The organism is Archangium sp., from assembly GCF_036277355.1.
In the GTDB taxonomy this organism is placed as follows: Bacteria; Myxococcota; Myxococcia; order Myxococcales; family Myxococcaceae; genus Archangium.
The window spans coordinates 1-25726 of the sequence record NZ_DASUNC010000191.1; the positions used below are offsets into that span (position 1 = coordinate 1).

Below are 25726 nucleotides of genomic sequence, written 5' to 3' on the forward strand. Positions count from 1 at the left end.
GAGCACCTCGTGGCGCTGCTGCACTCGGAGGTGCCCTCCGTCTTCAAGGCCACGCCCGAGTCGCTCACGGATGCCGACTTCTACTTCTGGAAGGAGGAATTCCCGAAGAGCCGCCTGCGCGAAGCCATCGACGAGCACGCGATGCCCGCCATTGGCGCGTACCTGGGCGAGGTGCTGGTGCACAACCTGGGCGGCAAATGGATTCCGCGCCAGAAGCTCGAGGAGGCCCAGGTCCTCGTGGGCAACCGCGTGTGGCTTCCCTTCGCCCGGGCCCGCAACTACATGCGGTCGCGACAGTCGCTGCTGGACTGCTCCCTCACCTGGCTCTACCGCGTGGCGGAGCGGCACCGGGACTGAAGGGCGAAACATGAGCCTGCCCCGGTTTTGTGGACACACCTCATAAGTCGGCTACACGGGAGGTAGTGTTCATGGGGCGAAGGAAGAGGCGGAGTTTCACTGCGGAGGAGAAGGCCGCCAGGGCCATCCAACGCCTCTTCAACGAATACGGAAGCGCCCCATCGAGGCCTCCGGCGAGGCCCTCGAGAAGCGGGGCCGGCGAGGCAGGGTCGGCAGTTCGAGGAGCTCGGCTACTCTGTCTGGGCGCGGAATGGCGAGCCCGACCCCTACGACTCGTGTGGCTTCAGCTTCTACTGCGGCGGTTATAGCGAAGGGCAATCCAACTGCTGTGTGGTCAATTTGCCAGCCCGGGGGCCGAATGCGGAGCGGGTGCTGAGCGAGCCCGTTCTCGCCGAGCTGGTACGGAGCATGGTACGGGCCTGGGAGCCCGAGTCCGCCCTCGCCACCTCAACCATGCACCGTGATGCGGTGAGACCGGATGACAACGCGGAGAACTTCGTGGGCTGGATCATGTATTTCCCGCACAGCCAGGGCAGGGTTCCGCCGTTATCCGCGCCCGTGCGCTTGGAGCCGGTGGAGGACAAGGGAACGCTCATCGTCCTCACGCCCGAGCGCCTCATCGCAGAAAGTCCCGAGCACGTCGAGCCTGGCAAGCGTGTTCACGAGCTACTGAACAGGGCCGGCCTCCTGTAGCCCGGAGCGCCCTGAAACCAGCGCCACCGACTTCGTGTTGCGGTGCGGCTCAACTCGGCGAACACAATGCGGGCGCCCTGCGGCTCAGAGCTTGCCGCGCACGAGCACGGAACGGTGTCCCACCAACCCGGTCACCTCGCGTCCACCCCTCTCCGGGCTCGAAGGTGAATGTCACTGTGGGTGGGCTTGACTGGTAGACGCCTACCAGCCATGTAGTTCCGCGTGTGTCAATGTACGCCTTGAGTGGTAGACGTCTACCAGTGCTCCGGTGGTAGACGAGGTGCTGAGCGCGAGGCCGGGCGGGCCCGTGGCCACCGCTCGAGGAGCGGGCAACCGCACTCAGGGCCAGCGCACCCAGTTCCACCGCCACCTGCCGCCACGCCTCGGCGCGGTAGCTCCAGGCGTCCCACACCCGAAGAGAAGTTCGACGGCATCCCGCCCCTACAGCCCCTGCATGTCGTAGCTGGAGGGCACATCCACGTGGAAGGTGAGGTCCACGGAGCGCTGCTCCGAGGGTGCGAGCGTCAGCTTCCAGGTGACGATGCCATCCATCGCCTCGACGGCGTGGCCGGGCGTCGTCTTCTTGGCGTCCAGCTCCACCGTCACGTCGTCGAGCTCGGAGACGGGGATGTGCTCGGCCACCTCCACCACCTCGGGGCGCTGGCGGTAGTTGGCCAGGTTGAAGCGGTAGGCGTAGTGGAAGCGGCGCCGGCCACCGAAGAGGCCCTCGTCGCGGGCGATCTCCTGCACCACCACGCGCTCCACGCGCAGCGACTCCTCGAGGCCGAAGGTGAGCTGGAAGGCACCGCCCTGGGGTACCTGCTCCAACTCCTGGCGGCCAATGAAACCGGAGTCCCGGAACATGTCCACGGGGCCCGGCAGCAACGGGAAGGGCGCGCCGTTGACGAGGCGGGCCACGCGGAACACCACCGGGTGCAGCTTGGGCACGGTGCGCCAGACGAAGGAGGACTTCAGCTTCGTGCGCGCCACGCGCAGCCGCACGGCCGTGCCCTCTCCGGGCACCTGGGCCAGCTCGGGCACCAGCAGCTGCACGGAGATGCCCTGCGAGGCCGCCTGCAGCGCGCCGTCCGTCTCGCCCGGCGTCTGCCCTCCGGCCTGGGCGTGCTGCTGCACCTCGTCGCGGCGGACCAGCACCTTCTTCTCGGCGCGGCGCTCCCAGGCCCTCAGCGTGAGGGGCTTCAGCTCCGGCGGCGTCGCGTTGTCGCGGGGCCGGGCGGTGGAGAGCGCCAGCCGCACCCCGCTCCAATCCTCGCCGGTGGACTGGCTCACGGTGGCGAAGGTGGAGAGCTCCACCTGATGGGCGGCCTCGTCGGCGCGCGCCTCGTACGAGGGCGTCCAGCCCGCGCCCCCCACCACGTACTGGAGCTCCACGCGGGCGCGGCCCTCGGCGGGACAGGCCAGCCGGACCTCCACCCGCCGCTCCATGCGCGCGGCCGAGGCGGAGAGGAATCCCTCCCGGCTGCGCAGCGAGTCCAACTCCCGCTGCACCTCGCGCATGCGGGCGGCCCGGGAGGACAGCTCGGAGGCGGCGCGCAACCGGGCATCCAGCGCGGTGTCGAAGGCCTGGGTCCACGCGCGGGCATCCGGCTTCGGCTCGGTGAGCTCGCGCGCCACCCGCTTCACCGTCACCTCGGTGAGGCTCTCACCGAGCTGCTGCAACGACTGGGCACGGGCGCGGGCGTCTCCCAGCTCCACCAGCTCGCGCTCCAGCGCCTCGCGCTTCTTGCGCAGGGCCTCCAGCTCCGGGCTGAACTCCGCCTGGCGCGTGCGCTCCTCGGCCACGAGACTCTCCACGGTGGCGTCCTCGGAGCGGGCGCGGAAGCTGGAGGGATCGGCGGCGGGCGGAACGGACTCGAAGACGGCGAGCGGGCGGCCGGTGCAGGCCACCGTCTCCACGCGCGTCACCAGGGCGCGGTCCGGGTAGACGACGACGGAGGACACCTTCGCGGGGGCGGCGAGCGCCAGCATCATCAAGGGCAGGCTGTACATGGTGGCTCCTCGCTACTGCGACTGCTCCAGGCGCCAGCCCTTCGGGTGGCGGACGGTGTACAGGAAGGACACCCCCTTCTTCTCCGAGGGTGGCACCGTCAGGCGCCACAAGAGCGTGCCCTTCGCCGGGTCCTGTTCGGCGGAGGGCTCGGTGCGCACCAGCTTCACCTCCACGTCCTCGCTGCGCGACAGCGGCCACTGGTCGTGGAGCTGCACCGGGAGGGGGAAGGGGTACGGGTTGGCCACCTCGAGGGTGACGAGGTACTCGGTGACGTCGTCCTTGCCGATGAGGCCCTTCTCGCTCGTGACGAGCTTCACGTTGCGCACCGGGCGCACCGCGGAGTCGATGCCCAGGGGCAGGGTGAAGGGCTCGCCCGGGGACACGAGGGTGAGCCGGGCCTGGCCGGCGGGGTCCGCGCCGACGAAGAGCTGCGCGTCTCCCCCGGGCATCACCTGGCGCGAGGGGCTGCGCAGCTCCGCCACGAGGAAGGCATTGGGGGTGAGCGCGGGGTACAGCTTGCGCTCCACCTGCACGGGCCACGTCTCGGTGAAGAGGGGCACGCGCCGCTCGCCCTTGCCGCTGAGCACCGTCTCGCGGCGCTGCGAGGGGAAGGCCAGCGCGTAGCCGCCCGCGAGCGAGGCGGGCAGACGTGGATCCACCACGGGCCGCCGCCAGCCCTCGGGCGGCGCGAGGCCCACGGGGACATCCACCTCCACCGCGCCAGGAGCGGACCCGGCGAGGCTCTCGAAGGACCGCGAGGCACCCGCCTTGGCCCCGGGCCGGTTCGTCGCGATGCGCCGGACGTAATCCTGATCGACGCTGACGCCGGCGCTGGTGGCACCCACGTCGACCGTGGGCGGCGCGGCGACGATCGCGAGCTCCTCGGAGAAGGTCTCGGGCAGCAGCTCCACGTTCACCCGGATGGTGCGAGCCTGCCGCAGCTGGATCTCCGAGCGATGGATCGGCTTGAACGACTCCTTGTCGAAGCGCAGGGAATAGAGGCCCGGCGGGAGCTGGGGGAGGCGGTACTGGCCCTGGGCATCCGTCACCACGATCTGCTCGCCCGGGAGGTTGGGCGAGGTGGCCGTGACGACCACGTCCGCCACGGGCCGCTTCGTGTCCGCGGTCACGACGGTGCCGACGATGGTGCTGGTTCCCGCCGAGGCCTGGGACCGCGAGCGCTCGTCCGCGAAGTTCTGCTGCGCCGGTGCGGAGGCCGGCCGCGCGGGCTCGGAGGAAGCATTGCCGATGAGCGAGAGGAGGCGGGCGCGCATCCGCAGGTCCTCGTTGGGCGGCGCGGGCGGCTTGGGAGGAGCGGGAGGCGGGGCGCGCCAGGAGTCGGGGACGGAAGCGGGCGTGGGAATGAAGCGCTCGCGCTGGCCGATCTTCCAGGTGGCGAGCTCCGGCGCGGTGGTGGCGGTGGCGGGCAGGGCGGTGCTGAGCGTGAGCGCCGCGTCCTCCCAGTCCTCGCCGGACTCCTGGCTGACGCGTCCGGAGAAGGCCACCTGCACGCGGTTGGACTCCGGCTCGAGCCTCAGCTCATAGGCGGGGTACCAGCGCGCGTTGCTGGTGACATAGGTGAGGGTGACGGTCGCGGAGCCCTGGCCCGACAGGGTGGGAGCGATCTCGAGGCCCCGGCGCCGGGGCTCACCGCCGAGCCGCCGTGCTTCCTGGACGTTGCGGGACAGCTCCCTGTCCAACGCCTCCTCCCGCTGGGACACGTCGCGCAGCTTCGCCTGGAGGCGGGCGGTGGTCTCCACCACGAAGTCGGTGGCGGCGCGCCAGCCGGAGGCATCGAGCCGCGAGGCACCCTGGGGTACGCCCCTGGCGTTGGGAGGAGGAGCGGAGGACAGCGCCTCGTCCGTGACGGAGGGCCGCACCTTGGCGAGCGCGGTGAGCTGGGCGGAGTAGGCCTCGCGCTCGGCGCGGACCTGGGCGAGCTGATCATCCAGCCGCTCCAGCTCGGTGACGAGCTTGCTGGCCAGGGTGGCGGGGAGGGCCTCGGACTCGACGGAGCGGATGTCCACCCGAGTCACCTCGGCGCCCTGGGCCTCCACGCGGATGGAGGCGGGGTCCACCGAGCCATACAACAGGGGCAACTCCACGCGCTGGGTGCCGGAGAGGGCCACCCGGGCCGTGCGCACCACCCGGGCCCGATCGCTGTAGACGGTGACCGAGGTGACGGGCGCATCCACCGCCGTGAGCCACAGCGAGCTCAGGACGGACAGTCCAATAACGGGCATTCACCCGTTGTAGCGCCCTCGCCTCGGTGCCGTCACCTGCGGACGGCCCGCCTCACGCGGAGTGCGGGTGCCCGCGGCTCAGAAGGCGGCGGAGGACGGGGCCACGGCCGCGATGGGCCGCGCGGACTGCGAGGTCTCGAGCACGCGCCCCGGCTCCACGAGCACGCCGCTCTGGGCGACGCGGCGGAAGTAGTGGCAGGCGGGAGTGGGCCGGCGCTCGAGCGTCTCGAAGTCCACCGAGTAGAGGCCGAAGCGGGGCCCCCAGCCCTCGAGCCACTCGAAGTTGTCCATGAGGGACCAGTAGAGGTAGCCGCGCACGTCGGCGCCCTGGCGGACGGCGCTGAGCATCTGGCTCCAGTGGTTGTAGAGGTACTGGGGCCGCCGGTCGCCCTGGCGATCGTCGATGCCGTTCTCGGTGACCCAGATGGGCTTGCCGTACTTGTGGTGCAGCTCGACGAGCAGCTGGGAGAAGCCCTCGGAGTAGTCCTCCCAGCCGATGTCGGTGAGGCCGCGGCCGTGGACGTCGCGGTACTGGAACTGGAGGAAGGGGGGCTTGGGGATGAAGCGCAGATGGGCACGCGTGTAGTAGTTGATGCCCATGAAGTCCACGCTGTCGCGGGCGCCGTCGATGCGCTGGCGCGTGGAGGCGAGGCCGGGCATCTGGATGCGCAGCTCGCCATCGGTGAGGGCGCGGTGGAAGGCGTGGTTGTAGTTGTCGAAGGCCAGCCGGGAGAGGGCGCGGTCCAGCGGGTGCCACCAGCGGTCCGGCCGGAAGGCGAGCATGTTCTGCGAGATGCCGATCTCACACCGGCCGCACTCGCGCAGAATCTCCTCGCGGGCGGCGACATGCGAGCGGGCGATGTTGCCGAGCGCGAGCATGGCCTGGGTGCCATCCGCGATGCCGGGAGGGATGACGCCCTGGAGGTAGCCGCCGAGCAGCAGCACCATGGGCTCATTGAAGGTGATGACGAGGGCGTCGAGGCCCTCGAGGATGCGCGCGCAGATGCGGGCGTAGCGGCGGAACTCGACGACGGAGGAGGGCTCGTGCCAGGGGGTTTCGCGGTGGAACCACTGGGGGTGGGTGAAGTGGTGGAGGGTGACGACGGGCCGGATGCCGGCGGCCTTCATGCGCAGCAGGCGCTGGCGGTACTGATCGACGGCGGACTCATCCACCTGGCCGCGGACGGGCTCGATGCGGGCCCATTCGAGGGAGATACGGAACGCCCCGCTGCCCACCTCCTTGGCGAGCTGGACGTCATGGTCGAAGAGGTTCCAGTGGTCCACGCCGCGGCCGCAGCGGTGGTTGGGGTCCTTGCACTTCCCCTGACGTTCCCACTCGGACCAGTCGTTCTCGATGTGCCCTTCGACCTGATAAGCGGCGGTGGCCACCCCGAAGGTGAAGCCGCGAGGAAATTCATTGGTGCCCATGAAACACAAGCTAGGGGCCCGACTGACGAGCGGGAAGTGATCGAGCCCGCTGCGTTGACTGGTGAGAAGGCGCGGACAGCGACAGCCCCAGGTCCGTAAAGCTATCCAACAATTCCAGAGCCTGAGAACCACGGAACCCGCCGCTCCCTTGCCCCACTGCGCCCATTTCCCCTCGCCCTCCGGGAGAGGGACGGGGTGAGGGTGCCCGTCCCCGTGCTCCCCCTGCCCGGCGTCCTCTGAAGAACAGTGGGAGGCGGCCCGTCCGCGTTCAGGGCCCTTCCGCGCCACTGGACGGCTCGCGTAGGGTCCGGCCATGGCGCATTTCGACCTCGTGGTGATCGGCTCCGGCCCCGCTGGTGAGAAGGGGGCGGTGCACGCGGCGCTGCATGGCAAGCGGGTGGCGGTGGTGGAGCGGGAGCCCGTGCCCGGCGGCACGGCGGCCAACACGGGCACCATTCCCTCCAAGACGCTGCGAGAGACGTCGCTGTACCTCTCGGGCTTCCGCCAGCGCGGCCTTTACGGGGTGGAGGCGCAACTGCCGCACGAGACCACCGTCTCGGACTTCCTCTACCGGGAGCGGCGGGTGAAGGGCGGTGAGCGCCAGCGGATTCTGGAGGACCTGAAGCGCCACGGGGTGGAGCTCGTGTACGGCCAGGGCAGGCTGGCGGACGCGCACACGGTGGTGGTGAGCCGCGACGGCCAGCCGGAGCGGCGGCTGACGGCGGACGTCATCCTGGTGGCCACGGGCTCCTCGCCCTTCCGCCCGCCGCTGTATCCGTTTGGCGATCCGCGCGTGCACGACTCGGACGAGCTGCTCGACATCCAGCGGTTGCCGCGCGCGCTGGCGGTGGTGGGCGCGGGCGTCATCGGCTCCGAGTACGCCTGCATGTTCGCCGCGCTGAAGATTCCCGTGACGCTGATAGACCCCAAGGCCGAGCTGCTGCCCTTCCTGGACGATGAAGTCTCCGCGCTGCTGAAGCAGCGGATGGAGGCGCTCGGGGTGAAGATGCGGCTGGGGCACACGGTGGAGGCGGTGGAGGTGCCGCCGGACCCGAAGGCGCCCATCCGGCTGACGCTGAAGGACGGCGAGCAACTGGAGGTGGACCAGGTGTTGGTGGCCTCGGGGCGCTCGGCGAACACGGCGGGGCTGGGGCTGGAGGCAGTGGGCGTGAAGCTGGGCGCGCGAGGCCAGGTGGAGGTGGGGCCCGAGTACCAGACGGCGGTGCCCGGCATCTACGCGGTGGGAGACGTCATCGGCTTCCCGGCGCTGGCGTCCACGTCCATGGAGCAGGCGCGCATCGCGGTGATGCACGCGTTCGGGCTGGAAGACCTCAACAACAACAAGCTGTCGCCGGTGCTGCCCTACGGCATCTACACCATCCCCGAGGTGTCCATGGCGGGCGAGACGGAGGAGGCACTCCGGGCCAAGGACATCTCCTACGTGGTGGGCCGGGCCGCCTTCTCCACCAACGCGCGCGGGCAGATCATTGGCGAGCACCACGGACTGCTGAAGCTGCTCTTCCGCAAGGAGGACCTGCGGCTGCTGGGCGTGCACGTGCTGGGCGAGCAGGCCTCGGAGCTGGTGCACGTGGGGCTGCTGGCGCTGATGACGGGCGCCAGCGCCCGGCTCTTCGTGGAGACGTGCTTCAACTACCCCACGCTCTCCGAGGCCTACAAGACGGCCACCTACGACGCGCTGGAGAAGGTCAGGTCCCTTCCTGCCAGGAGCCCAGGTATTTGATCTGCTCGGGGGTGAGCTTGTCGATCTTCACCCCCATGGCCTTGAGCTTCAGCCGGGCGATCTCCTGGTCCAGGTGCTCCGGCACCGCGTAGACCTTCTTCTCCAGCTTGCGGTGGTTCTTCACCATGTACTCGCTGGCGAGCGCCTGGTTGGCGAAGGACATGTCCATCACGCTGGAGGGGTGGCCCTCGGCGGAGGCGAGGTTGATGAGGCGGCCCTCGCCCAGGACGATGATGCGCTTGCCATTCTCGAGGGTGAACTCCTCCACGAACTCGCGGAGGGACGTGCGCCCCTTGGCCATGCGGTGCAGCGTCTTCAGGTCGATCTCCACGTTGAAGTGGCCCGAGTTGGAGACGATGGCGCCGTCCTTCATCTTCTCGAAGTGCTCCTGGCGGATGACGTCGATGTTGCCCGTCACCGTGCAGAAGAAGTCGCCGATGCGGCACGCCTCGCTCATGGGCATGACGCGGAAGCCATCCATCACCGCCTCGAGCGCGGTGGTGGGATCCACCTCGGTGACGACCACGTCGGCGCCCATGCCGCGGGCGCGCATCGCGAGGCCACGGCCGCACCAGCCATAGCCGGCCACCACGAAGACGCTGCCGGCCAGCAGCCGGTTGGTGGCGCGGATGATGCCGTCGATGGTGGACTGGCCCGTGCCGTAGCGGTTGTCGAAGAGGTGCTTCGTCTTCGCGTCGTTGACGGCGATGATCGGGTACTTCAGCACGCCCTCCTTCGCCATGGCGCGCAGGCGCACCACGCCCGTGGTGGTCTCCTCGGTGCCGCCGATGACGTGCTCCAGCAGCTCCGTGCGCTCGTTGTGCAGCACGCCCACCACGTCCGCCCCGTCATCCATGGTGAGCTGGGGCCGCGTGTTCAGCGCCTCGTGGATGTGGCGGTAGTAGGTGTCGTTGTCCTCGCCCTTGATGGCGAAGACGGAGATGGCGTGGTCCACCACCAGCGAGGCCGCCACGTCGTCCTGGGTGGACAGCGGGTTGGAGGCGCACAGGGCCACGTCCGCGCCGCCCTCCTTCAGGGCGAGCACCAGGTTGGCCGTCTCCGCCGTCACGTGCAGACACGCCGCCAGCCGCACGCCCTTCAGCGGCTTCTGCCTCGCGAAGCGCTCGCGGATCTGGTTCAGCACCGGCATGGTGCGGCCAGCCCACTCGATGCGGCCGCGGCCCTTCTCCGCCTGGAGCGGATCCTGGATGTCCGCGTGCACCGGGGCCTGGTTGACCTTCGTCCGCTTCTTGAGGCTCACGACCTTCGCCATGGGAGTCCTTCCGGGGGTGGAGAAAATGAAAACGCGCGTGAGCCTTACCGGGGCTCACGCGCGTTTCAACCACTTGAGACGTTCAGCGTCGAATCAGACGGCCTTCAGCCGGGAGGTGCCGGCCGGGCCCGCCACGGCCTCGCGCAGCGCGTCCTTCTTGTCGGTGCGCTCCCAGGTGAACTCCTTCTCGGAGCGGCCGAAGTGACCGTACGCGGCGGTCTTCTGGTAGATGGGCCGCAGCAGATCCAGGTACTCGGTGATCTCACGGGGCTTGAGGCCGAACGTGTGACGGATGGCCTGCTGGATGCGCTCCTCGGGCACGGTGGCCGTGCCGAAGGTGTCCACCAGCACGCTCACGGGCTCGGCCACGCCGATGGCGTAGGAGACCTGCACCTCGCAGCGGCGAGCCAGGCCCGCGGCCACCACCGTCTTGGCGATGTGCCGGCCCATGTACGCCGCCGAGCGGTCCACCTTGGACGGATCCTTGCCCGAGAAGGCGCCGCCACCGTGACGGCCCATGCCGCCGTAGGTGTCCACGATGATCTTCCGGCCCGTCACGCCCGAGTCGCCCATGGGGCCGCCGATGACGAAGCGCCCGGTGGGGTTGATGTAGATCTTCGTCTTGGCGTCGATGAGCTTCTTGGGCAGCGCCTTGGCGATGACGTCCTCGCGGATGGCCTCGTGGATGCGCTTGTTGGAGACGTCATCCGAGTGCTGAGTGGACACCACCACCGCGTCGATGCGGGCCGGGCGGCCGTTGCGGTACTCGACGGTGACCTGGCTCTTGCCGTCCGGGCGCAGCCAGTCGTGCGTCTTGCGGCGCACGTCGGCCAGGCGCCGGGTGAGCGCGTGGGCGTAGTGGATGGGAGCCGGCATGAGCTCCGGCGTCTCGTCGCAGGCGAAGCCGAACATCATGCCCTGGTCGCCGGCGCCCTGCTCCTTCTTGTTGTCCACGCCCCGGGCGATGTCCTGGCTCTGGCCCTCGATGGCCACCATGACGCCGCAGGTGTTGCCGTCGTAGCCCATGGAGCTGTCGGTGTAGCCGATGCGGCAGATCGTGCTGCGGACGATCTTCGGGATGTCGACGTAGCAGTTGGTGGTCACCTCGCCGGCGACGATGGCCAGGCCCGTCTTCACCAGGGTCTCCACGGCCACGCGGCCCTGGGGATCCTTGGAGAGGATGGCGTCCAGCACGCCGTCGGAGATCTGATCGGCGATCTTGTCCGGGTGCCCTTCAGTGACGGATTCAGAGGTGAACAGGTAGTCGGTCGGCATGTCGTCTTCGGCTTCGGAGGGGGTACGGCCCACGTCAACGGCTTAGAAGAGCGGGGACACTAAACGTTGGGCTCCAGGGGAGTCAAACCCCGAGACAAGCGGAAAATTCGCCCGCATGGCGTGTTTCGAGCACACCGGGCAGGCGGCCTGGCCCCCGGGCCCCACGCCGGGCGCCGCGTGAATTTCGCGCGCTCCCAGCCGTTCCATTGCGCTACAGAGGCAGCCCTCTGAAGGAAGGACCTGAATGAACGCCCGTCTCCGCTCCCTGACCCTGCTGGCCACCCTCGCCTTTGCCCTCCCCGCGCTCGCCGCGCCCAATGAGACCATTGCCAAGCCGGTGAAGACCGTCGTGCAGTCCGTGCGCTACAGCAAGGATGACCTGGCCCTCAAGCAGCTCGCCAACGAGGAGCAGGGCCGCTTCCTCCTCGGCGAGGACTGGGAGAAGGGCACCGACGCCCAGCGCAAGGAGTTCACGAAGCTCTTCAACAGCCTCTTCGCGAAGATCGCCTTCCCCAAGGTGCGCGAGAACTTCAAGAACCTGGCCTCCATCACCTATGACGACCCGGCCGTGGAGGGCGACAAGGCGAACGTGAAGTCCACCGTCGTCATCGAGCACCCGCTGAAGAAGCAGGAGATGAAGCTCCAGTACACCGTGGTGAAGAGCCAGGGCGGCTGGAAGGTGCTGGACGTGGCGGTGCTCGGCGACTCGATGCTCACCGGCATCCGCGATGACCAGGTGCGGCCCATCCTGAAGCAGGGGGGCTGGGACAAGCTGCTGGAGCTGATGCGCGCGAAGGAAGCCGAGCTGAGCAAGAAGTAGAAGTAGTGGTTATTCCACCTCCGGGAGCCGGGCAGCCGGGCGCCCGGAGGTGAAGCCGGTTGTACTCGGGGACAGGTGAAGTAGAGAGGAGGGGCCGATGTCCCGTCCGCTGCCCCAGCCCGTCCCCGTGCGAGAAGGACGCTCCTCCCGCGAGGTGGACGCCTTCTGCGTGCAGTTCGCCCCACGCGCCCCGGGCCACCCGGCCGTGAGGGACCTCCAGCACCTGCTGGCCGATGTACCCACGGAGGGCCTGGAAGCCCGCCTGGAGTGGGTGGAGCGCTGCGTCGCCTGGCTGAGGGACCCCAAGCCCGCGCTCGGCTTGATGGAGCCCGCCGAGCCCGAGGCCCCCGCGGTGGTGACGCGCCTGGCCCTGTTGCTCCGGGTGCTGGAGGCGAGAGCCTCCGCCCGTGAGCCCGTGGCCGCCCTGGTGCGCGAGGTGATGGCCGCGACGAGCGGACTGAAGCTCTTCTCCCAGGTGGGCCTGCCCGCCGGACTGGGTTTCTTCGGCGAGGTGTTGGACCGGCTCGCCCGCCGCCTGTTGCCCTCGCCGCCCGAGGACCATCAGCTCTCGGAGCTGTTGCTGCGGCTGTTTCCGGACCCCGAGGACGCGGACTGGTTGGAGGCCCTGCCGCCCGAGCTGCTGGCGCGGCTCGCCGACCTGTCGCAGGGCGGCACCCTGCCTCCCGTGAGGAGCCCGGCGCTGGTGGTGCGGGCCTCGCTGGTGGATGCCCTGGGCCTGCTCGCCGTGCAGACGGCGGCCCTGGGACTGGCCGAGGACGTGAGGGACCGTTGTCCGGAGGTGTCCTTCCGGGCCTCGCCCTTCCTGAAACTGCGCCGGGTGTGCGAGGGCGTGCTGGCGCGCGACGCCGCGCCGGACTCGCTGCGGGAGCTCGGGGACGTGGTGGAGGAGTGCCGGCAGGTGGTGGCCATCGTCTCCAGCCACCTGGAGCAGTACGGGGTGAGCGTGGACCTGGTGTACCGGTTGGAGCGCATCCGCCGGAGCCTGGAGCGCATGGAGGCCATCGCCCGGGTGCTGGGCGCGGCGCCGGGCGAGGCGCGCTGGCGCGAGGGGCTCGTGCTGGTGGCGGACCTGCTGCGCCGGGCGCACACGGACCGCTCGGTGCGGGCGGTGGTGGCGAGCAACGCGCGGCTGCTGGCTCGCAAGGTCATCGAGCGCGCGGGCCACTCGGGCGAGCACTACATCTCCACCACGCGGGACGAGTACCACCACCTGGTGCACTCGGCGGCGGGAGGCGGGCTCATCACGGCCGTCACCGCCATCCTCAAGCTGTACGCGGCCACGCTCGCGCTGGCGCCCTTCTTCTACGGGCTGGCGCTGGCGGGCACCTACGTGGGCAGCTTCCTGATGATGCAGGTGACGGGCTCCACGCTGGCCACCAAGCAGCCGTCCATGACGGCGGCCACGTTGGGGAGCGCCATCGGCGGCACGGGCGGCACGGGCGGGCGGCTGTCGCACCTGGTGGAGCTGATTCCCCGCATCACGCGCTCGCAGATCGCCACGGCGCTGGCGAACATGGGCACGGTGCTGCCGGCGGCGGTGGGGCTGTCGATACTCTTCGCGTGGTGGAAGGGGCGCCCGCTGCTCAACCCGGCCCAGGCCCACTACGTGGTGGACGCGCTCCACCCGTGGCACAGCGGCACCGTCTTCTACGCGGCGCTCACGGGGGTGCTGCTGTGGCTGTCCAGCCTCGTGGCTGGGTGGGTGGAGAACTGGGCGGTGTACCGGCGCATCCCCGAGGCGCTCGCGCACCACCGGGTGCTGCGGCGGGCGCTGGGCGACACGGGGGCGAAGAAGCTGGCGGGCCTCTTCTCGCGGAACATCGCCGGGCTGGGGGGCAACGTGAGCATCGGCGTGCTGCTGGCGCTGCCTCCGGTGGTGGGCAACTTCTTCGGACTGCCCCTGGACGTGCGGCACGTGACGCTGTCCTTCGGGCAGCTGTGCCTGGCCGGCTACGCGCTGGGGCCCACGGCGGTGCTGCGGCCGGACTTCCTCGCGGCCCTGGGTGGCATTGGAGTGACCCTGGCCATCAACTTCGGGGTGTCCTTCTCGCTGGCCCTCGGCGTGGCCCTGCGGGCGCGGGACGTGCCGGTGCGGGACGTGGTGCGGCTGGTGCGGCTGATGAGCGCGCGCTTCCTGCGAGAGCCCCGCGCCTTCCTGTTGCCCCCCAGGGCCTGAGTCCACCCTGGTTGAAATCCCGGACTCGAAAAACCGGGGAATATTTTGACCGTCACCCCACCCCTCTCCCAGAGGGAGAGGGAGTCGCAGCAGCCGGGCAGCCGAGGGTTCTCACCGTGCTTCTGAACAGGGCGGTTCTCCGGTAGGGTCCGCGACCGCATGAGTGACTCGACCCACAAGACGCCCCGCTTTGCTCTCGCCTACGCCAGATTGATGGTGCGCAGGCCCGGGCTCGTCATCCTCGCGATCCTCGCGCTGACCGGCGCGGCATTGTGGGGAACCACGAAGCTGACCATCAATTCCAACCAGCTCGACCTCATCTCGCAGGACCTGCCCGAGGTGAAGGACGTCAAGCGCGTCATCGACATGGTGGGTGGCAGCGGCTACCTCATCATGGGCCTGCGCGGCGAGGACGAGGCCACGCTCAAGAAGGTCGCCGACGACATCGCGGCCGGGCTGAACGCGGACAAGGAGAACGTCCGCTTCATCACCTACAAGGTGCCCGTCGAGTTCGTGCAGCAGCAGATGGGCCTCTTCATCAAGACGGAGGACCTGGCCGAGGGCAAGCGCCGCATCATGGCGTACCTCAAGGATCAGCTGCGCCGCAACAACCCCTTCTTCATCGAGATCCAGAAGACCGAGCCGGTGAAGCTCGAGATGCAGGACCTCGTCGACAAGTACAGCAGCGTCGGCAAGAAGAGCATCCGGGATGACTACTACATCTCCAAGGACCGGAAGATGATGCTCATCCTCATCAAGCCGATGTGGGACTCCAACCAGCTCGGCAAGACGAAGGTCTACGTGGAGAAGCTGCGCAAGGACCTGGCGGCCTACTCCCAGAGCGAGAAGTCCGGCGGCGTGCAGCTCGTCGAGGACTACGACAAGATGGGCGACAAGACGCTGGTGGCCTACGGCTTCACCGGCTCCTACAAGACGGCGGTGGATGACTCGTACGCCATCGAGGAGTCGCTCGAGCCGGTGTCGCTGCTGGCGTTCGCGGCCATCTTCTTCATCACCATCCTGGCCTTCCGGAAGATCGTGCCCACGCTCATCGTGTCCATCGGCACGGTGATTGGCACCATCATCACCATGGGCTTCACCTACCTCACCGTGGGCGAGCTCAACATGATCACCAGTATCCTGGGCGCGCTGCTGCTGGGGTTCGGCATCGACTACGGCCTGCACTTCATCTTCCGCACGCGGCTGGAGCTGGGCCAGGGCAAGCCGTATGACCAGGCCATCCAGGACGCGATCGTGAACGCGGGCCGGCCGGCGCTGGTGTCCGCGGTGGTGACGTCGGGCTCGTTCTTCGTGCTGATGGTCAGCGAGTTCCGCGGCTTCAGCCAGTTCGGCTTCCTGGCCGGCTGCGGCACCTTCATCATCGGCGTGCTGCTCTTCGCCTGGAGCCCGGCGCTGCTGGCGATCGCCGGCCGCATCAACCCCGAGCTGCCCAAGAAGCTCATCGGCGAGATGAAGCCGCCGGCCACCCAGAGCGCCACCACGGGCAAGGAGCTGCGCATCCCCAAGCCGGGCCTGATGCTCGGCGTCAGCACCGTCATCGTGGCCATCCTGTGCTTCTTCGCCGTCCCGTGGAGCGACGTGGACGTGCCCACGGACAAGCCCGCCTCCTTCGCGGACCGCATCAAGGCCGGCATCCGCTTCAACTACAACAGCCGCGCCCTCATCCCCGAGGGCCAGTCGTCGGTGAAGCTGCAGGATGAGATCAGCCAGCGCTTCGACATGTCCGCCGATCCCATCGCCGTCTACAGCAAGACGCTGGAGGAGGCGAAGGCCATCTACGACGAGCTCGAGGATCCGGAGAAGCGCAAGACGAAGTACTCGGCCATCGATCAGGTGGTGAGCATCTACACCTTCGTGCCACCCCCGGAGCGCGCCGCGGCCAACGCCAAAATCCTCCAGGAGTGGCAGGAGGAGCTGAAGGACATCGACGTGGCGGCGCTGCCTCCGGAGGCGCAGGAGAAGGCGGCCCTCTTCAAGAAGATGCTGGAGGCCCGGCCCTATGACGTGCACGGGGTGCCGGAGATCTACGCCTCGCAGTTCCGCCACCTGCCGGAGACGAAGCCGGAGAACCACGGCTACCTGACGTTCATCTACCCGAGCGTGGACCTGTGGGACGGCAAGAAGATGCTCACGTTCGTGGACCAGACGAACAACATCCCCACCCCCGAGGTGAAGGATGCGCAGGGCCACGTCATCGCCGAGGCCCAGGTGCGCCGCGCGGCGGGCGCGGCCCAGCTCTTCGCGCGGCTGGCGCGCATCGTGCTCGGCGACGGCCAGCTCACCGTGATGCTGGTGACGCTGTGGATCCTCGTCATGCACTACCTGGACTTCCGCAACGTGAAGCTGGCGCTGGCCTCCGTCATCCCGCTCACGGTGGGTCTGGCGATGATGCTCGGCCTGATGACGATGTTCGATCTGCACCTGAACTTCATGAACATCATCATCCTGCCCATCCTGCTGGGCTTCGGCGTGAGTCACGGCCTCTACCTGCTGCACCGCTTCCTGGAGGGCACCTCGCCCGTGGTGGCGCTGCGCAGCGTGGGCGCGGCGGTCGCCTCGTCCACGCTGACGACGGCCGCGGGCTTCGCCGCTCTCCTGATCGCCAGCCACAACGGCCTGAAGTCCATGGGCCTCGTGGCGTGCATCGGCCTCATCACCACGCTGGTGGTGTCCTTCACGGTGCTCGCCGCCGTGATGCAGGTGATGTGGGATCGGCTGCCGCGCAAGGTGCAGGACGGCGTGGCGCATACGCCTTCCCCGTCGCCCTCCAAGGACGACGAGTCCGAGGCGGCCTGAAGCACTCCCGCTGAGACAGGGGCCCGGAAAGTACCGGGTCTCGTGAAGTGAGAAAGAGCCCGGGCTCCGGGGAAGGAGACGCGAAATGTCCCTTCCCGGCCCGGGCTCGTTACATTTGCGGGGTGCCTACTTCCGGGAACCCCTGCATCCTCGCCATCGACCTCGGGACCTCGGCCGTGAAGCTGGCGGCCGTCACCCTCCGCGGCTCCATCGTCGGCGGAGAGGTAGAGCCCCAGGCGGTCCAGCTGCTGCCCGACGGGGGCGCCGAGCAGGACCCCGAGGCATGGTGGTCCGCCATCGTCCGCGCCACCCGCCGCCTGCTCGGCAAGGGAGTCGTCTCCGCGGACGACATCGTCGGCATCAACATCAGCTCCCAGTGGTCCGGCACCGTCGCCGTGGACGAGCGCGGCAAGCCCCTGCATCCCGCCATCATCTGGATGGACTCGCGTGGCGCTCCCCACGTGCGTCGCGCCGCCCACGGCTTCATGCCCGTCGAGGGCTTCGGCCTCGCCCGCCTGCTTACCTGGGTGCGGTTGACCGGCGGCGCGCCTACCCTCTCGGGGAAGGACCCGTTCGGCCACATCCTCTATCTGAAGAGCGAGCACCCCCAGCTCTACCGCGACACCTACAAGTTCCTGGAGCCCAAGGACTGGCTCAACCTGCGGTTGAGCGGCCGCTTCGCCTCCTCCTTCGACACCATCACCCTGCACTGGGTCACCGACAACCGGGACCTCCAGCGCATCCACTACGCCGAGCAGCTGCTCCAGCTCGCGGGCCTGCCGCGCGAGAAGCTGCCCGACCTGGTGCCCGCCGCCAGCGTGCTCGGCCCGCTGCAACCCGAGGCCGCCCGCGCCCTGGGATTGAGCGAGAAGGTCCAGGTCATCACCGGCGCTCCGGACATCCTCGCCGCCGCCGTGGGCTCGGGGGCGGTGCGCGATTTCGAGCCCCACCTGTGCGTCGGCACGTCCTCGTGGATCGCCGCCCACCTGCCCTTCAAGAAGACGGACGTCTTCCACCAGATGGGCACCCTGCCCTCGGCGCTCCCGGGCCGCTACATCCTCACCAACGAGCAGGAGTCCGCCGGCCTCTGTCTGTCCTTCCTCAAGGACAACATCCTCTTCGGCCACGAGGAGCTCGCCCGCCACGGCAACACTGGAGACCCGGGCCAGGCCCCGGCGGACCTCTACCAGGTGCTCGAGAAGGCGGCCGCGAGTGTCCCCGCGGGCAGCGACCAGCTCATCTTCATGCCCTGGCTCAACGGCGAGCGCAGCCCCGTGGATGACCAGTACCTGCGCGGCGGCTTCTTCAACCAGTCCCTCAAGACGACGCGCGGACACATGGTGCGCGCCGTGCTCGAGGGCGTGGCCTACAACTCGCGCTGGCTCTTCACCTACGTGGAGAAGTTCGTTGGCCGCAGGCTGGACTCGCTCCGCATCATTGGCGGCGGAGCGCGCTCCCGGCTGTGGTGTCAGATCATGGCCGACGTGCTGGACCGGCGCATCCAACAGGTGGACGAGCCCGTGCTCGCCAACGCGCGCGGCGCGGCCTTCCAGGCGGCCCTGGCGCTCGGACACCTCACGGTGGACGAGATTCCCTCGCTCGTTCCCGTGGCGAACACCTTCGAGCCCAACCCCCAGAATCGCGGGCTCTATGACGAGCTCTTCGGCGAATTCGTGAACCTCTACAAGTCCAACAAGGCCATCTTCGCGCGGCTCAACCGCGCCCGGAGCGCCTGAGTCGAACACGGGAGCACTGCAACCCATGGATCTACCCGAGCTCGGAACGAACCTCCTCAACCGCGTCCCTCCCCGCCTGCTGTCGGCGGCGGAGCGGTACCTCAAGAACATCCCCCTGCTGCGAGACCGGCTGGAGAAGGAGACGGACTCGATGCTGGCCGACCTGGAGGGCGGACTGAAGCCCTACCGCGGCCAGACGCCCACCTTCGAAGCGCTGCCCGCCAAGGGCCTCTCGCACGAGGAGGTGCTCGAGCAGATGGAGGAGATGCGCGCGAAGGAGGAGGACCGCTGGAAGGACGGCTACGTGTCGGGCGCCGTGTACCACGGGGACTCCAGCCACATCGACTTCCTCAACCGCGTGTATGCGATCAACTCGCAGGCCAACCCGCTGCACGCGGACCTGTGGCCGAGCGCCACCAAGTTCGAGGCCGAGGTGGTGGCCATGACGGCCCACATGCTCGGCGCCGCCGAGGCCAACGCGGGCCGGGCGCCGGACGAGCACATCTGCGGCGCGCTCTCCTCCGGTGGCACCGAGAGCATCATGCTCGCGATGAAGACGTACCGGGATTGGGCTCGCGACACGAAGGGCATCACCCATCCCGAGATGGTGGCGCCCTCGAGCGCGCACCCGGCCTTCGACAAGGCCGCGCACTACTTCGGCATCAAGATGGTGCGCGTGCCGGTGGGGCCGGACTACCGCGCGGACGTGAAGGCCACGCGCAAGGCCATCACCCGCAACACCATCGTGCTCATCGGCTCGGCGCCGGGGTTCCCGCATGGGGTGATCGATCCCATCGAGGAGCTGTCGGAGCTGGCGCGCAAGCGGGGCATCGGCTTCCACACCGACGCGTGCCTGGGCGGCTTCGTGCTGCCGTGGGCGCGCAAGCTGGGCTACCCGGTGCCGGAGTTCGACTTCCGGCTGCCCGGGGTGACGACCATGTCCGCGGACACGCACAAGTTCGGCTACGCGGCCAAGGGCACGTCCGTGGTGCTGTACCGGGGCACCGCGCTGCGCTCGTACCAGTACTTCACCGCCACCGAGTGGCCCGGCGGCATCTACTTCTCCCCCACCTTCTCCGGCAGCCGGCCCGGGGCGCTCATCGCGGCCGCCTGGGCCTCGCTCGTGGCCACCGGTGAGGAGGGCTACCTGGACGCCACCCGCCGCATCCTGGAGACGGCGGACACCCTCAAGCGGGGCATCCGCGCCATCCCGGGCCTGCACGTGCTCGGAGAGCCGCTCTTCGTCATCGCCTTCGGCTCGGACGACGTGAACATCTACAAGGTGATGGAGCACATGGGCGAGAAGGGCTGGAGCCTCAACGGGCTGCACAAGCCGGCCGCGGTGCACCTGTGCGTCACCCAGCGGCACACGCAGCCCGGCGTGGCCGAGCGCTTCCTCGAGGACCTGAAGGCCGGCGTCGAGCACGTGCGCGCCCACCCGGAGGAGAAGGGCACCATGGCGCCCGTCTACGGCATGGCGGGCACCGTGCCCTTCCGCGGGCTCTTGAGCGATCTGCTCAAGAAGTACATGGACCTCATCTACAAGGTCTGATCGCTCGCGGAGCCGCCGGACGCGGCGGCTCGGTGACCCGGGCGGCGAGTGCGGCTCCGCCCCAGGTGTCACAGAAGTGTCACGAGCGCGTGAACCGCGGGCACCTACAGTCCGCGCATGCCGCACATCCTGATCGTCGATGACGAGCCGGACCTGGCGGGGCTGTTGGCGTACAACCTCGGGCGGGCCGGCTTCACCACCACCCAGGCGCATACGGGAGCGGAAGCCCTGGCGCGGGTGCACGAGGCCCTCCCGGACCTGGTCCTGTTGGATCTGATGTTGCCCGACATGGATGGAGCGGAGCTGTACCGCCAGCTCCGGGCCGGCCCGGCCACGCGCCCCCTGCGCGTCCTGGTGATCTCCGCCCGTCCGGATGCCCACGCCCGCCTCCCGGGGGCGGAGGTCATCCTCAAGCCCTTCAAGGTTCAGGAGGTGGTGGCGCGTGTCACAGCGCTGCTACGAACTCCCTGAAGCTCCCACTCATCTTTCATGCTGGTACTTATGCGCAGGTGTTGTAGTCACGCCCTCGCAACGGATGGGTGACTGGACGCGTCGAGTCCGGCCCAGGAGAAGCGCGATGCTCGAGAAGCTGATGCCCAAGTCGGATGAGTTCTTCGACGACTTCGATGCCCAGTGTGCTGTCACGGTGGAAGGCGCCCGCATGCTGCACACCCTGCTGAGCGACTTCCGGGACGTGGGCGCCCGGGTGCAGGCCCTGAAGGACATTGAGCACAAGGGCGACGAGGTGACGCACACCGCCTTCAACCGGCTGCACAAGCAGTTCATCACCCCGTTCGACCGGGCGCAGATCCACACGCTGCTGGGGCGCATCGACGACGTGCTGGACCTGACCAACGCCGCGGCGGCGCGGATCCACTACTACGAGATCCAGACGACCCTGCCGGACGCCACCGAGCTGGCGCGGCTGCTGGTGCTCAGCGCCGAGAAGGTGCAGGAGGTGGTGGCGGCGCTGCGGCTCATCAAGAAGCCCGAGCAGATCCTCGCCGGCTGCAAGGAGATCAAGCGGCTGGAGACGCAGGCGGACGAGGTGCTGCGCGCGGGCCTGGGCCGGCTCTTCAAGAGCGGCGCGGACCCGCTGACGATCATCAAGTGGAAGGAGATCTACGACCTCATCGAGACGGCCACGGACAAGTGTCAGGGAGTGGCGAACGTCATCGAAGGCGTGGTCCTGGAGCACTCGTAATGCTGCTCACGGCGGTTGTCCTCATCGTCGCGGTCGCGCTCGTCTTCGACTTCATCAACGGCTTTCACGACGCGGCCAATTCCATCGCCACGGTGGTGTCCACGCGGGTGCTGTCGCCGAACCTGGCGGTGGCGTGGGCGGCCTTCTTCAACTTCATCGCGGCGTTTGGCGGCGGGGTGAAGGTGGCCAACACCATGGGCAAGGGCATCATCGACTTCGAGATGCTGCGGGCGGCGGGCCCGCAGGCGGTGCTGCTGGTCATCTTCTCCTCGCTGATGGGAGCCATCGCGTGGAACCTGCTGACGTGGTGGTGGGGCCTGCCGTCCTCGTCCTCGCACGCGCTGGCGGGAGGAATGATTGGAGCCACGCTGCCGGTGCTCGGGATGGCGGGGCTGGTGGGCTCGGGCATCGCGAAGATCGCGGCCTTCATCGTGCTCTCGCCGCTCATCGGCATGGTGCTGGGCACGGCGCTGATGGTGGCGAGCACGTGGACGGTGCACAAGCAGACGCCGCTGAAGGTGGACACGTGGTTCCGGCGGCTGCAGCTCGTGTCGTCGGCCATCTTCTCCTACAGCCACGGCACGAATGACGCGCAGAAGGTGATGGGCATCATCGCGGTGGTGCTGTTCGGCACCATCTGGAAGGACCGGCCCTTCCACATCGACTGGTGGATGATCATCTCGTGCCACGCGGCCATCGCGCTGGGCACCTTCTTCGGAGGGTGGCGCATCGTGAAGACGATGGGACACAGCCTCACGAAGCTGGCGCCCATTGGCGGCTTCGCGGCGGAGACGGGCGGAGGCGTCACCATCATCGCGCTGGCGAAGCTGGGCATCCCGGTGTCCACGACGCACACCATCACGGGCGCCATCACGGGCGTGGGCTCGACGAAGGGCTGGCGCGCGGTGAAGTGGGGCACGGCCGGCCGCATCATCTGGGCGTGGGTGTTCACCATCCCCGCCTCGGCGCTCATGGCCGTGCTCGTCTACGGACTGTCCCGGCTCGTCGTGATGGCGGTGGGGTGAGAGTGGTGTAGAAACGGGCGCCCCTCTCCCGTGCCGGGAGCAGGGCCGGAGAGGAAATCGACGATGAACCGACTCGCGCTCGTTCTGGGACTCGTGCTGCTCGCCGGCTGTGCCACCGTGAAGAGCAGCCGCGTCCGCCCCGACTACGAGACCGTGGACAAGACCCAGGTCAAGCGTCTGGCCGTGGTCACCCAGCCGCTCCCCGACGGCAAGCAGGAAGTCGGCGAGTTGTGGAGCCTCATCGCCCGCCGCTACGTCAACCAGAACCGCGACTTCATCGCCAAGGCCAACATCGCCCTCGCCGGCAACCCCGAGGACACCTCCCACAAGGGCCTGTGCGTCGAGGGCATCGAGGGCATCCTCTGGCTCTCCCCCGACGTGAAGCGCTCCACCAGCGGCGTGGAGGCCGCCGTGAAGGCCCAGCTGCTCCGCTGCCGCGACGGCCAGGAGGTCTGGGCCGCCGAGGCCGCCGGAAGCTGGCCCTCCGAGGACGAGCGCTACAAGGAACTCACCGTCCAGTACTCCAGCGAGCTCGGCTCCGAGGTCGCCCCCTACGTCGGCCCCACCTTCCGCCTCCTCAGCGCCACCCTCGACACCCTCCCCCGCCCCACCCTCAATGACGAGGACGTCGTCGAGAAGATCGAGCTCGGAGAATAACCGCCCATGGTGGACCAGAGCACCGCCCTCCTCCGGCTCGGCATCTCCTTCGGGCTCGGGTTCGCGCTCGGCTTCGAGCGCGAGCTGCGCGGGCAGGGCGCGGGGCTGCGCACGCACATCCTCGTCTGCCTCGGCTCCTGTCTCTTCACCCTCACCAGCCTCTTCGCCGAGCAGCCGCTCGGCGCCGAGACGCACCAGGAAGTCCGGGCCGACATCACCCGCATCGCCAGCCAGGTCGTCGTCGGCATCGGCTTCCTCGGCGGTGGCGCCATCCTCCGCCATGGCACCAGCGTCCGGGGCCTCACCACCGCCGCCAACCTGTGGCTCACCGCCTCCGTGGGCCTCGCCGTCGGGATGGGTGTCCCCCTGCTCGCCGTCGCCACCGTGGGGCTCGCCCTCTTCTGCCTCGTCGGCCTGCGCTTCCTCGAGCGCGCCATCCGCCGCTTCCGGAAGAAGTACGGGCTCGTCGCCGATCGCGACCTGTCCTCCCTGGAGCCCACGGAGGACACTCCGGACCCGGGCAAGCTCCTGAAGTAGGCAGACCCTCACCCCAGCCCTCTCCCAAAGGGAGAGGGGCCTCTCACGGGCTCACGGCTGCTCGCCCAGGCGCCGGTCCATCTCCGTGCGGATGAAGCGTTCGATCTCCTCCGCCGTCGTCAGCTCCATCGCCGTCTCGAGCAGCTGCTGCGCATCGGCGCGGCTGGACTCCCGGATGATGCCCTTCACCGTGGGAATCTGCCCCGCCGTCATCGACAGCTCGTCGAAGCCGAGCGCCAGCAGCACCAGCGCGTAGATGGGGTCGCCCGCCATCTCGCCGCACATGGCCACCGGGATGCCCGCGCCCTTGGCCGCCGACACGATGTTCTTCAGCGAGCGCAGCACCGACAGGTGCAGGGGCTTGTACAGGTACGCCACGTCCCGGTTCTGCCGGTCGATGGCCAGCGAGTACTGGATGAGGTCGTTCGTCCCCACCGAGAAGAAGTCCGCCTCCTGCGCCAGCCGGTCGGCGATGAGGGCCGCGCTCGGCGTCTCCACCATGATGCCCACCTGGAAGCGCTTGCCGAGCGGCACGCCCGCGCGCCCCAGCTCCGTGCGGCAGGCCTCCAGCTCGCTCCGGGCCTCGCGCAGCTCGCTCATCCCGCAGATGAGCGGGAACATCATCCGCATGTTCCCGTGCACGCTCGCCCGCAGCAGCGCGCGCAGCTGCACCCGGAACAGCTCCCGGTTGGCCAGGCAGTAGCGGATGGCCCGCAGCCCCATGGCCGGGTTGGGCTCCTTCTCGTGCTTCGTCTTCCCCGGCACCTTGTCCCCGCCCAGGTCCAGCGTGCGGATGGTGACGGGCCGGCCGCCCATCGCCTCCAGCACCTGCCGGTAGGCCCGGTACTGCTCCTCCTCCGTCGGCGGGCTCTTGCGGTCCAGGAACATGAACTCGGTGCGGTACAGGCCAATGCCCTCCGCCCCGTGCGCCAGCAGGGAGGAGATCTCCTCCGGGAACTCGATGTTGCCCACCAGCCGGATGCGGTAGCCATCCGTGCTCTGCGCCGGCAGGTCCTTGGCCTCCAGTGCCCGGGCCTCCATCTCCGCGTGGCGGCGCATCGTCTCGTGGAAGAGCGCCAGCTGTTCCTCCGTGGGGTTGACGAGGATGAGGCCGCGCGAGCCATCCAGCGCCACCAGGTCTCCCGGAGAGATCTGCTCGCTGGCCCTTCCCGCCCCCACCACCGCGGGCGTCGAGCGGGCGCGCGCCACAATCGCCGTGTGGCTCGTCTGGCCGCCCAGGTCCGTGACGAAGCCCGCCACCCTCCCGCTGCGCGCCATCATCGCCGTGTCCGCGGGCGACAGGTCGTGCGCCACCACCACCGCGTGGTCCGGCAGCGACACCTCCTCGTCCACCACCTGCCCCATCAGGTTGCGCACCACCCGGTCCGCCACGTACTCCACGTCCGAGCGCCGCTCCCGGAAGTACTCGTCCGGGATGTTGTCGAAGAGGTGCTTGAGCTTGCGCGCCACCCGCCGCACCGCCCACTCCGCGTTGATGCGGTCCTCGACAATCAGCCGGTTCACCTCGTCCACGAACATCGGGTCGTGGAGCATCAACCGGTGCGCCTCGATGATGAGGCCGTGCTCGGGACCCTCGGAGCGCGTTATCTGCTCCTTGAGCTCGGAGAGCTGGCGGTCGGACAGCTCCAGGGCCGTCTTCATGCGCATGCGCTCGGGGTCGACCTCGGCCTCGGCCAGCCGCAGCTTGGGGGTGCGCACCCGCTTGCGGTCCAGGATGTAGGCGTGGCCCACCGCCACGCCCGGAGAGGCGCCGATGCCCTTCAGACTCAACGTGGGGGTGGCCTGGCTGCTCACGGTCCCTTCTTCGTCTGCGGCGGCTCGCCGCGCGTGTGGCTTCACTGCGACTCGCCGAACCTGTTGGCGATGAGCTTCTGGATGTCCTGGAGACACGCCTCGGCGTCGTCTCCCTTGCACGTCACCGTCACTTCCATGCCCTGCGCCGCCGCCAGCATCAGCACGCCCATGATGGACTTGGCGTTGGCTTTCTGGCCCTCGCACAGGAGCGTCACCTCGCTCTTGTAGCGGTTGGCCACCTGGACCAGCTGCGCCGCCGCCCGGGCATGCAACCCCAGGGCGTTGATGATCTCGAATGTCCCTTCGGCCACGCTCGACATTGCCAGTCCCTGTTCTCCTCTTCTT

General features: G+C 68.9%; 19 protein-coding genes and 1 pseudogene. 13 read left to right on the plus strand and 7 right to left on the minus strand.

Going from position 1 to position 25726, the window contains the following annotated elements:
- Positions 1-357: pseudogene (locus VFZ09_RS46620) on the plus strand (hypothetical protein); the annotation flags it as partial.
- Positions 358-456: 99 nt separating this feature from the next.
- Positions 457-1050: an immunity 52 family protein gene (locus VFZ09_RS46625; protein WP_329734367.1), complete on the plus strand. Its 594-nt coding sequence runs from the start codon at positions 457-459 to the stop codon at positions 1048-1050.
- Between the two features lie 441 nt (positions 1051-1491).
- Here VFZ09_RS46625 and VFZ09_RS46630 read toward each other — a convergent pair whose 3' ends face one another.
- The 3 genes from VFZ09_RS46630 to VFZ09_RS46640 form a co-directional block, all read right to left on the minus strand.
- Complete coding sequence (locus VFZ09_RS46630; RefSeq protein WP_329734311.1) at positions 1492-3060, minus strand: mucoidy inhibitor MuiA family protein; 1569 nt, start codon at positions 3058-3060, stop codon at positions 1492-1494.
- 12 nt (positions 3061-3072) lie between these two features.
- Positions 3073-5304, minus strand: coding sequence for a mucoidy inhibitor MuiA family protein (locus VFZ09_RS46635; protein WP_329734312.1), 2232 nt, complete (start codon positions 5302-5304; stop codon positions 3073-3075).
- Between the two features lie 78 nt (positions 5305-5382).
- A complete protein-coding gene (locus tag VFZ09_RS46640) occupies positions 5383-6732 on the minus strand; it encodes a glycoside hydrolase family 1 protein (protein ID WP_329734313.1) in 1350 nt (449 codons plus the stop codon).
- A gap of 313 nt (positions 6733-7045) precedes the next feature.
- On the opposite strand from VFZ09_RS46640, the gene sthA reads away from it, so the two are divergent.
- Positions 7046-8473, plus strand: a complete 1428-nt coding sequence (gene sthA, locus VFZ09_RS46645) for a Si-specific NAD(P)(+) transhydrogenase (RefSeq protein WP_329734314.1) — start codon at positions 7046-7048, stop codon at positions 8471-8473.
- Here sthA and ahcY read toward each other — a convergent pair.
- Both ahcY and metK read right to left on the minus strand, forming a co-directional pair.
- Positions 8439-9746 (minus strand): adenosylhomocysteinase, encoded by a 1308-nt coding sequence (gene ahcY, locus VFZ09_RS46650; RefSeq protein ID WP_329734315.1) that lies wholly within the window; start codon positions 9744-9746, stop codon positions 8439-8441. The two genes, sthA and ahcY, sit on opposite strands and share 35 nt — an antisense overlap.
- Before the next feature lie 93 nt (positions 9747-9839).
- Positions 9840-11021, minus strand: a complete 1182-nt coding sequence (gene metK / locus VFZ09_RS46655; protein ID WP_329734316.1) for a methionine adenosyltransferase — start codon at positions 11019-11021, stop codon at positions 9840-9842.
- Positions 11022-11265: 244 nt separating this feature from the next.
- Here metK and VFZ09_RS46660 point away from each other — a divergent pair, with 244 nt between their 5' ends.
- The 10 genes from VFZ09_RS46660 to VFZ09_RS46705 all read left to right on the plus strand — a co-directional run bounded on the left by VFZ09_RS46660 (position 11266) and on the right by VFZ09_RS46705 (position 23566).
- On the plus strand, positions 11266-11841 hold the full coding sequence (locus tag VFZ09_RS46660) for an ABC transporter substrate-binding protein (protein ID WP_329734317.1): 576 nt from the start codon (positions 11266-11268) through the stop codon (positions 11839-11841).
- A gap of 97 nt (positions 11842-11938) precedes the next feature.
- Positions 11939-14038 (plus strand): gliding motility protein, encoded by a 2100-nt coding sequence (locus VFZ09_RS46665; RefSeq protein ID WP_329734318.1) that lies wholly within the window; start codon positions 11939-11941, stop codon positions 14036-14038.
- A 159-nt stretch (positions 14039-14197) separates the two neighbouring features.
- Positions 14198-16855: an efflux RND transporter permease subunit gene (locus VFZ09_RS46670; RefSeq protein ID WP_329734319.1), complete on the plus strand. Its 2658-nt coding sequence runs from the start codon at positions 14198-14200 to the stop codon at positions 16853-16855.
- A gap of 122 nt (positions 16856-16977) precedes the next feature.
- Entirely contained in the window at positions 16978-18591 is a 1614-nt protein-coding gene (locus VFZ09_RS46675; RefSeq protein WP_329734320.1) for an FGGY-family carbohydrate kinase, read from the plus strand.
- 25 nt (positions 18592-18616) lie between these two features.
- Complete coding sequence (locus VFZ09_RS46680) at positions 18617-20143, plus strand: pyridoxal phosphate-dependent decarboxylase family protein (protein WP_329734321.1); 1527 nt, start codon at positions 18617-18619, stop codon at positions 20141-20143.
- A gap of 117 nt (positions 20144-20260) precedes the next feature.
- On the plus strand, positions 20261-20614 hold the full coding sequence (locus tag VFZ09_RS46685; RefSeq protein WP_329734322.1) for a response regulator transcription factor: 354 nt from the start codon (positions 20261-20263) through the stop codon (positions 20612-20614).
- A gap of 106 nt (positions 20615-20720) precedes the next feature.
- The gene (locus VFZ09_RS46690) at positions 20721-21347 is read left to right on the plus strand and encodes a DUF47 domain-containing protein (RefSeq protein WP_329734323.1); all 627 of its coding nucleotides are present in this window, start codon (positions 20721-20723) and stop codon (positions 21345-21347) included.
- Positions 21347-22372 carry an inorganic phosphate transporter gene (locus VFZ09_RS46695; protein ID WP_329734324.1) on the plus strand — a complete coding sequence of 342 codons (1026 nt, stop codon included), beginning with the start codon at positions 21347-21349 and terminating at the stop codon, positions 22370-22372. Before VFZ09_RS46690 ends, VFZ09_RS46695 begins: the two co-directional genes overlap by 1 nt.
- Before the next feature lie 63 nt (positions 22373-22435).
- Complete coding sequence (locus VFZ09_RS46700) at positions 22436-23029, plus strand: MXAN_6521/LA_1396 family lipoprotein (RefSeq protein ID WP_329734325.1); 594 nt, start codon at positions 22436-22438, stop codon at positions 23027-23029.
- 6 nt (positions 23030-23035) lie between these two features.
- Entirely contained in the window at positions 23036-23566 is a 531-nt protein-coding gene (locus tag VFZ09_RS46705) for an MgtC/SapB family protein (RefSeq protein WP_329734326.1), read from the plus strand.
- 51 nt (positions 23567-23617) lie between these two features.
- Here VFZ09_RS46705 and ptsP read toward each other — a convergent pair whose 3' ends face one another.
- Positions 23618-25381 (minus strand): phosphoenolpyruvate--protein phosphotransferase, encoded by a 1764-nt coding sequence (gene ptsP, locus VFZ09_RS46710; protein ID WP_329734327.1) that lies wholly within the window; start codon positions 25379-25381, stop codon positions 23618-23620.
- A 41-nt stretch (positions 25382-25422) separates the two neighbouring features.
- Positions 25423-25701: an HPr family phosphocarrier protein gene (locus VFZ09_RS46715; RefSeq protein ID WP_073565448.1), complete on the minus strand. Its 279-nt coding sequence runs from the start codon at positions 25699-25701 to the stop codon at positions 25423-25425.
- Between the last annotated feature and the right edge of the window lie 25 nt (positions 25702-25726).

Excerpts from the sequence above, each read along its gene's own strand:
- VFZ09_RS46630 (WP_329734311.1), bottom strand. The coding sequence starts at position 3,060 with ATGTACAGCCTGCCCTTGATGATGCTGGCGCTCGCCGCCCCCGCGAAG.
- VFZ09_RS46635 (WP_329734312.1), bottom strand. The coding sequence starts at position 5,304 with ATGCCCGTTATTGGACTGTCCGTCCTGAGCTCGCTGTGGCTCACGGCG.
- VFZ09_RS46640 (WP_329734313.1), bottom strand. The coding sequence starts at position 6,732 with ATGGGCACCAATGAATTTCCTCGCGGCTTCACCTTCGGGGTGGCCACC.
- sthA (WP_329734314.1), top strand. The coding sequence starts at position 7,046 with ATGGCGCATTTCGACCTCGTGGTGATCGGCTCCGGCCCCGCTGGTGAG.
- ahcY (WP_329734315.1), bottom strand. The coding sequence starts at position 9,746 with ATGGCGAAGGTCGTGAGCCTCAAGAAGCGGACGAAGGTCAACCAGGCC.
- metK (WP_329734316.1), bottom strand. The coding sequence starts at position 11,021 with ATGCCGACCGACTACCTGTTCACCTCTGAATCCGTCACTGAAGGGCAC.
- VFZ09_RS46660 (WP_329734317.1), top strand. The coding sequence starts at position 11,266 with ATGAACGCCCGTCTCCGCTCCCTGACCCTGCTGGCCACCCTCGCCTTT.
- VFZ09_RS46665 (WP_329734318.1), top strand. The coding sequence starts at position 11,939 with ATGTCCCGTCCGCTGCCCCAGCCCGTCCCCGTGCGAGAAGGACGCTCC.
- VFZ09_RS46670 (WP_329734319.1), top strand. The coding sequence starts at position 14,198 with ATGAGTGACTCGACCCACAAGACGCCCCGCTTTGCTCTCGCCTACGCC.
- VFZ09_RS46680 (WP_329734321.1), top strand. The coding sequence starts at position 18,617 with ATGGATCTACCCGAGCTCGGAACGAACCTCCTCAACCGCGTCCCTCCC.
- VFZ09_RS46685 (WP_329734322.1), top strand. The coding sequence starts at position 20,261 with ATGCCGCACATCCTGATCGTCGATGACGAGCCGGACCTGGCGGGGCTG.
- VFZ09_RS46690 (WP_329734323.1), top strand. The coding sequence starts at position 20,721 with ATGCTCGAGAAGCTGATGCCCAAGTCGGATGAGTTCTTCGACGACTTC.
- VFZ09_RS46695 (WP_329734324.1), top strand. The coding sequence starts at position 21,347 with ATGCTGCTCACGGCGGTTGTCCTCATCGTCGCGGTCGCGCTCGTCTTC.
- VFZ09_RS46700 (WP_329734325.1), top strand. The coding sequence starts at position 22,436 with ATGAACCGACTCGCGCTCGTTCTGGGACTCGTGCTGCTCGCCGGCTGT.
- VFZ09_RS46705 (WP_329734326.1), top strand. The coding sequence starts at position 23,036 with ATGGTGGACCAGAGCACCGCCCTCCTCCGGCTCGGCATCTCCTTCGGG.
- VFZ09_RS46715 (WP_073565448.1), bottom strand. The coding sequence starts at position 25,701 with ATGTCGAGCGTGGCCGAAGGGACATTCGAGATCATCAACGCCCTGGGG.